We start from the raw sequence: 5,968 nt of genomic DNA on the forward strand, positions 1-5,968 counted from the left end.
GATTCAGCATTTTCTGTTGCTATCCTTTCTATTTCATTATTACGCTCTTGTTGCTCAATAATGGCATAACGCTCTTGTTGTAACGCAAGACTTAATGATTTGTTAGCATCTTCTTGTTGCTGGATAGTATTTTCTTGTTGTTTTGTCGTTATTTCCAACTCATCTATAACGCTAGATTGGTAACGCAATGCACCAATCAAAACCACGACAACACCCGCTAACGCCATGTAAATGTACTTAGTCATTATCCGTTACCATTAATGCTCGATAGAGCTTGCAACGCTCATCAATGCCATTTAGTCCACCATTAATTCTTCGCGTAACTTTTTCCACAGAATTAAGCTCAGCCAACTCATAGCATTTCCAATACCACACTGCAGTTTTAACAGATAAATCTAAATTCCCTGCCACATCATCTGGCTCAATATCTCTACCTAACCATTTTCTAAACGCGGCATAATTATCCTTACCTGTGATCTGAATCAGTCCACGACCACGATACTTCCAACCATCTCCACTTTTCTCATCGCCATTACCCAAACGATTAGCATAAACACGATTAGCTATTAGCTCAGGTTTGCGCTCATATTTCTTCGCTATAAGAGGGTCTGGGAAATATTTACGGAAAGTTTTAGAAAGCCCAAGCCAAGAATAATTTAAATTTTCTTTAAATCTTGTAAATCCGCCACTTTCATGTCCACATTGAGCCAAAAACATCGCTTGCTGCATCTTATTCACACAACCTGCTTTTTCTATCTGCGCCGAAATAGCTTGATAAACACCTTTAACTGCGTGTGGAAAAATTTTATTAAATGTCACTTCGGAAATCATCATTGTCATCTTTTTCAATTCTCCGATTAATGAATTTAAATAAAAACTCGCGAATTTTTTCAGTACCAACAAAACCAATCATCGTGCCAAGAAATGAAGAATATTCTGTATGCCCAAATAAATGCGTACAAATTGGCACTGCAACACCCGCAATGGATGCACACATAGCCGCATCAATTAAAACATAACGAATAGCTGGCTTTTTACGCATAAACCCAAATCTTAAAAGAGAAATAAATAACGCCCAAAAAGCACTCTGTGCTGAGCTAGAACTAAGATTTGTTTGCAACCAAGACCATATTAACGCCCACACATCAGGCTCTTTAATTGGCATATATTTTCTCCCGCCTGTTCTTTAGGCAATAAAAAAGCCCCGACCGTTTCCGATCAGGGCTGTAAAATTCTTTCTTGCGTTTGCTATGCACTAAAACCGCAATATAGTACATATGATACACTTTTAGTGTGCACTGTCAAGCGGTTTATGAAGTGCGGTAATTAGTGATGACGTGTCGCAAATATACCCATCGCAATCTTGGTTTAAATTGAGTTCGTATGCTGCCCATAACAACGCCACCGCAAAGAGAATTCTGAACATAATGTATCCTTTTTCGTGAATTTGAGGTGTAAAAATCCGCCACACGGTAAAGTGCGGTCGGATTTTCCGTTGTTTTTAGAAGTCGATTTTGACTGCTTTTGGATTAAAGCCTCGCAAGTGTTTTAATACACGCCAGTTTGTCATTTGGTCGATGTCAAAATCACTTGTGATGCGGTTTAAGATTTGATTGGTAGAGCGTAGCACGCTTAGATACTCGTAAGCCTGCCCGTAGATTTGTGAACTCATATTTGAGCCTAAAACTCTAAAGGCTTTTTCGATATGTTGGAATGTGACGATGCCACGCATGAAAGCGAACCACAACCAAACAAGCTGTTGAAGTTCATACTCGGTAAATTCAAAACTGAATTTCTTTTCGGGTTCTGGCAAGGCGAGCTGTTGCGGTTGAAGTTGATATTTTCCTGTTTTACGAATTTGCGGAAGAACTTCTTCAAATACCCACGCTTCAAATGGTTCAGCTTCTGGTTTACGAGATTTGATGATCAGACGGTAAAGATTTGGTTCATTGATAAAGATCGCTTCCTTTCTACCGCTTGGATAGCTGATATAGCGTTTTGCTATACCAGCTTCTTTACAATGTTTTTTCATTGCATCAGGCGCATTTACATAACCGAGAATATCGCACACATCTGTGCCACAGAACCAAATTTCACTATTAGGATCGGTAATCGTGCGAACTGGGGAATTTTTGAAATTAAATATTGAGAATTGGATTTGAGTAGTCATCTTGATTTCCTTTTGATGGAAGCCCCCGATAAATCGGGCGTTCGACAGCTCAAAACTGGTCAAGAATCCAGCGGACTTATTCCCTTTCGGTATTGTATTAGTCGCACTGTCGAACATTGATTGATAATTTTCTTTTTATGCGTTGTAAGTCTTAATGGCAATAAAACAAACAAGGTAAATTTTACGCATAAAAAAATCACGCTGACGGGGTGAGTTACCGTTCTTGATAAGGCTTTTGAGACCTTGAATAAAATAGTAGAGGAAAATTTTGAGAATGTAAAGCATAAAATAATGCTTTACTTAAATATAATTTAGCATTATGCTAATAAAAGTTATAAATAAGCAATGGAGCAACATATGGTTTCTACCTCCTTAACGGCTGAAAAACGTAAAGAACGAGCCGAGAAAGCAGCGTTAGCACGCTGGGAACATAAAAAAGCACTAGAAGAACTCCCTTTAGCTATTCACGAAGGCGTATTAAGCATTGGTGATAAATCGCTTGATGTGGCAGTGCTTCAAAATGACTTACGCATTATTTCAAGTGCTTCTGTTTTTGAAGCATTAGATCGCCCAAATCGTGGTTCTCGTGGTGGCGCAATAACAGAAAACGAAGAATTGATCAAACTCCCTGCGTTTATGGATGCAAATAATCTAAAACCATTTATTAATCAAGATGTTATAGATGTGATCAAAGGGGTTAAATATCGCACCAAAGACGGTAAAATTAAGGAAGGATATGATGCGACTATTTTACCTGTCGTGTGTGATATTTATCTACGAGCACGTGAAGAAGGGGCGTTGGTTGGTAAGCAACAAAACACCGCCCAAAAAGCAGAAATTCTAATCCGCTCTTTAGCCAAAGTGGGCATTGTGGCATTAGTGGATGAAGTCACCGGCTATCAAGATGCACGAGCCAAAGACGCACTCGCAAAAATTTTTGAAGCCTTTGTCGCAAAAGAATTACAACCTTGGGTTAAAACCTTTCCTTTAGACTATTACAAGGAATTATGTCGTTTATATGGCGTTCAATTCCCTCCGAAAAATAATAATCAATTTCCACAATTCTTCGGGCATATTACAAACAACGCCGTGTATGCCCGACTCGCTCCAGAGTTATTACCAGAACTCAAAAAATCGGCAAGTAAACAAGCAAAAAAAGTAAAATTACACCAGTTTTTAACGGAAGACGTAGGGCACCCTAAATTGCGTGAACATTTATCTTCTATCGTTACACTTTTAAAGCTATCTAAAGATAAAGATAATTTTTATGAAATGTTAGATAAGATACACCCCAAACTCACACTTCAGGAAGGACAAGAATAGAAAGAATACCTACCCTTGAAATAAATGCGGTCAAAATAGACCGCACTTTTCAGGCAATAAATAAACATTGCTTGCCTTCTGTTGATAATAGCAATAAAAGTGATGTTTTTACCGTTTTCAATCGATTGAAATATTCACGCCGTGAAATATGTAAATATCGCCAAATTTCTTGTTTTTCCCATCTCTTGATATAAGTCAGAACGAATACATCATAAAGTTCTGGTGTGACTTTTCTAATTACACCAAGGTAGCCATCAATTTCCATGCCTAATTCATCGCTTATAGGACGCATACGATATTTTTCAGCATAACGAGCATCACATTTCATCTCTGCAAACCCTGCGGCTACACGTGGAAATTCAGTCTCATAACGAGGTGTAGCCCAATAACCAAATTCAACTGAAATCACATCAATATTCACGTAAGCTCCTTAATTTTTGCCTTGTAATGCTTAATCATCGCCTTGCAATCTTAAATCTAAGCTTATTCCAGTAGATTTCACTTCAAATCTATTTTTATACTTAGTAGTAGTGTGCTTAACTGCTGCATTTGGATGTGTTGAACTTGTCTCAAATAATGCTCTTTCTATGCTCCACCCATCTCTAATTCTTCTCAAGATTGTATTCCCAGCTACTGTTACGCCATCTTGTCTAGCCCACTCAGCTGCTGTCATTGTTAATCCATTAAAAGTTATTTTAGAATGACCTTTGTGTGTATATTTAGGTATTAATGTGTGACTTCTCATTACGTTACAAGCTCGGCAAATTGGTCTAAGGTTTTCTAGCGTGTTGTTGGTAATGTCATTATCAATATGATCGATGTGACAACTGCTCCAAGTTAGCTTGCAGCCACAAAGCTTGCAGTTAGGTAAATTATTTTGATAAATGCTATAAATCACAAATCTATGCTCATAAACATACCCATCGCTCATTGCTAATTGGTGTCTTGGTTCGAAAATTAACTGATAACCCTTTCCATTGTGTCTTCTGTATTTTCGGATTGGTTTCGGAAGAAGATCATAAGTTCCGTTTCTCATAAATCTAAAATAGTGCATTTGGCAAACGCAATCAGCTTTATACATAGCCTCTCTGTTGCAACCATCAATCTTGCATTTCATTTTCTAATTCCTTGTTCTTCAATCTGTATAGTTTTAGCATTTCTTTAAGCTCAGAAATTTCCCATTTTTTAATTCGATGTTGATTTTCTTCCAACCACTCAACCTCTTGCTCGCCAATCTTCTCGACTAGTCTTGGTCTATATCCATGTATATTTCCGCCACCTACGAAAAGATTGCATCTGATACAGCCAGAATGGATATTCCTCTCATCAAATCTTAAAAATGAGCTTCTTCCCTGCGGAATAAAATGAGACGCTTGAAAACTAGGTTTCCATACCGTTCCACAAGCAATACAAGGTTGTCCTTTATCTCTCAATCTTATAAATTTATTTACCTCTTTTTGAAGAGCTTTTAGCCAATGCCCTCTCACCATCTAGTAATCTTTTTTTACGCTCTATCTGTTCTTGTTTTTCCGCTTTCTTTTGCCTTTTTCTTGATTGTTCTCGGACTAATTTAATCGCACATTCAGGCGAGCAAACTTTTTGTGTTGAGCTAAAGGTTTTTACAAACGCTTTGCCACAAACTTTGCATTTATACTCTTTCGCCATTAGCCAAACACCATATTAAAAATTACCCAAACTGCCACAATAAAAAGCACGATTTTTAACTCTAAGATCTCGTCATCATTTAAGCGTTTCATTTAAAGCCCCCATCTATCGTTAAATCTCACGCCATTTTGCACGCACCAACAGGTAATGTACTCTATTAGGCTTGCTAGTCGTTTTACGCTCATTTGAGCGGTGCTTTCTCGTAGATTGATAACTTCCCCCTCAAGCCCGATTACCATTTCAGCCTGACCGCCTGTTGCAATTTTGTGAGCCGATACCATAATCATTTTCCACGTGTCGATGTCTCGCTTTTTACCGTTAAATTCGCACTGTTTGCTAATATCGCTTAGTAGTGCGTGAAGTTTTGAGTTCTGCTCAAGTGAGCGTGTTATTGGTTGGATTTTGACTACCAACGGCTTTTTATCGTCTGTTGGCAGTTCCTTGATTAAATCCAAGCAATTATTTTTAATGCGTTGATCACGTAAAAAGAAAGGTTTGTATTGGCTCATAACATCATTCCCAACGCTTGAATAACATCGCAATACTCATTCTTTATACTCCACACCTAAATCTTCCAACCCAAAATAACCGCAAGATTTTGTTCGATTCACTGCACTGTATTTACTTACCTGCGGAAACGGTATCGGCTCAATTAAGTGACCGTTACAGCGAAAACGATCGTCATCCCATTCGCTGCTCGATATAAAATAATCTGGCGTATAAAAATCCTCTAATTCCGCACCGCACTTTGGGCATTTGTAGCTTGTCATTGCAATACCCCTTTCATCATTGCCATCAAGCTATCGCGCG

The 5,968-nt window shown here is 38.2% G+C and carries 10 protein-coding genes and 1 pseudogene; 1 reads left to right on the forward strand and 10 read right to left on the reverse strand.

Annotated elements, in window-relative coordinates; translation table 11 throughout:
* The 5 genes from HMPREF2644_RS07730 to HMPREF2644_RS07745 all read right to left on the reverse strand — a co-directional run.
* Positions 1-245, reverse strand: a 245-nt coding sequence (locus HMPREF2644_RS07730) for a DUF2570 family protein (RefSeq protein ID WP_070828376.1), incomplete at its 3' end; no start/stop codon positions are given.
* Positions 238-840: a glycoside hydrolase family 19 protein gene (locus HMPREF2644_RS07735; RefSeq protein ID WP_032826234.1), complete on the reverse strand. Its 603-nt coding sequence runs from the start codon at positions 838-840 to the stop codon at positions 238-240. The genes HMPREF2644_RS07735 and HMPREF2644_RS07730, both read right to left, overlap by 8 nt.
* Positions 809-1,165 carry a phage holin, lambda family gene (locus tag HMPREF2644_RS07740; protein ID WP_005650535.1) on the reverse strand — a complete coding sequence of 119 codons (357 nt, stop codon included), beginning with the start codon at positions 1,163-1,165 and terminating at the stop codon, positions 809-811. Before HMPREF2644_RS07740 ends, HMPREF2644_RS07735 begins: the two co-directional genes overlap by 32 nt.
* 123 nt (positions 1,166-1,288) lie before the next feature.
* Entirely contained in the window at positions 1,289-1,426 is a 138-nt protein-coding gene (locus HMPREF2644_RS09330) for a hypothetical protein (protein WP_015702297.1), read from the reverse strand.
* A gap of 75 nt (positions 1,427-1,501) precedes the next feature.
* Positions 1,502-2,170 (reverse strand): P22AR C-terminal domain-containing protein, encoded by a 669-nt coding sequence (locus HMPREF2644_RS07745; RefSeq protein ID WP_038441183.1) that lies wholly within the window; start codon positions 2,168-2,170, stop codon positions 1,502-1,504.
* Positions 2,171-2,527: 357 nt separating this feature from the next.
* Between HMPREF2644_RS07745 and HMPREF2644_RS07750 the strand changes: the two genes are divergently transcribed.
* Positions 2,528-3,493 (forward strand): P63C domain-containing protein, encoded by a 966-nt coding sequence (locus tag HMPREF2644_RS07750; RefSeq protein ID WP_005666914.1) that lies wholly within the window; start codon positions 2,528-2,530, stop codon positions 3,491-3,493.
* A 49-nt stretch (positions 3,494-3,542) separates the two neighbouring features.
* Here the strand turns inward: HMPREF2644_RS07750 and HMPREF2644_RS07755 are convergent, their stop codons facing one another.
* The 5 genes and pseudogenes from HMPREF2644_RS07755 to HMPREF2644_RS07775 all read right to left on the reverse strand — a co-directional run bounded on the left by HMPREF2644_RS07755 (position 3,543) and on the right by HMPREF2644_RS07775 (position 5,928).
* Positions 3,543-3,914, reverse strand: a complete 372-nt coding sequence (locus HMPREF2644_RS07755) for an antiterminator Q family protein (protein ID WP_005650528.1) — start codon at positions 3,912-3,914, stop codon at positions 3,543-3,545.
* 30 nt (positions 3,915-3,944) lie between these two features.
* Entirely contained in the window at positions 3,945-4,610 is a 666-nt protein-coding gene (locus HMPREF2644_RS07760) for an HNH endonuclease signature motif containing protein (protein ID WP_038441185.1), read from the reverse strand.
* A pseudogene (locus HMPREF2644_RS07765) lies at positions 4,594-5,158 on the reverse strand (recombination protein NinG). Before HMPREF2644_RS07765 ends, HMPREF2644_RS07760 begins: the two are co-directional and overlap by 17 nt.
* A gap of 92 nt (positions 5,159-5,250) precedes the next feature.
* Positions 5,251-5,667 carry a recombination protein NinB gene (locus HMPREF2644_RS07770; protein WP_070828375.1) on the reverse strand — a complete coding sequence of 139 codons (417 nt, stop codon included), beginning with the start codon at positions 5,665-5,667 and terminating at the stop codon, positions 5,251-5,253.
* Positions 5,668-5,703: 36 nt separating this feature from the next.
* Positions 5,704-5,928 carry a hypothetical protein gene (locus HMPREF2644_RS07775; protein ID WP_005633909.1) on the reverse strand — a complete coding sequence of 75 codons (225 nt, stop codon included), beginning with the start codon at positions 5,926-5,928 and terminating at the stop codon, positions 5,704-5,706.
* Positions 5,929-5,968: the final 40 nt, after the last annotated feature.

The sequence above is a fragment of the Haemophilus sp. HMSC071C11 genome, assembly GCF_001837655.1.
Classification (GTDB): Bacteria; Pseudomonadota; Gammaproteobacteria; order Enterobacterales; family Pasteurellaceae; genus Haemophilus; species Haemophilus influenzae.

What these genes read in the sequence shown, in the direction of transcription:
- HMPREF2644_RS07735 (WP_032826234.1), bottom strand. Translation starts at nt 840, where the DNA reads ATGACAATGATGATTTCCGAAGTGACATTTAATAAAATTTTTCCACAC.
- HMPREF2644_RS07740 (WP_005650535.1), bottom strand. Translation starts at nt 1,165, where the DNA reads ATGCCAATTAAAGAGCCTGATGTGTGGGCGTTAATATGGTCTTGGTTG.
- HMPREF2644_RS09330 (WP_015702297.1), bottom strand. Translation starts at nt 1,426, where the DNA reads ATGTTCAGAATTCTCTTTGCGGTGGCGTTGTTATGGGCAGCATACGAA.
- HMPREF2644_RS07745 (WP_038441183.1), bottom strand. Translation starts at nt 2,170, where the DNA reads ATGACTACTCAAATCCAATTCTCAATATTTAATTTCAAAAATTCCCCA.
- HMPREF2644_RS07750 (WP_005666914.1), top strand. Translation starts at nt 2,528, where the DNA reads ATGGTTTCTACCTCCTTAACGGCTGAAAAACGTAAAGAACGAGCCGAG.
- HMPREF2644_RS07760 (WP_038441185.1), bottom strand. Translation starts at nt 4,610, where the DNA reads ATGAAATGCAAGATTGATGGTTGCAACAGAGAGGCTATGTATAAAGCT.
- HMPREF2644_RS07770 (WP_070828375.1), bottom strand. Translation starts at nt 5,667, where the DNA reads ATGAGCCAATACAAACCTTTCTTTTTACGTGATCAACGCATTAAAAAT.
- HMPREF2644_RS07775 (WP_005633909.1), bottom strand. Translation starts at nt 5,928, where the DNA reads ATGACAAGCTACAAATGCCCAAAGTGCGGTGCGGAATTAGAGGATTTT.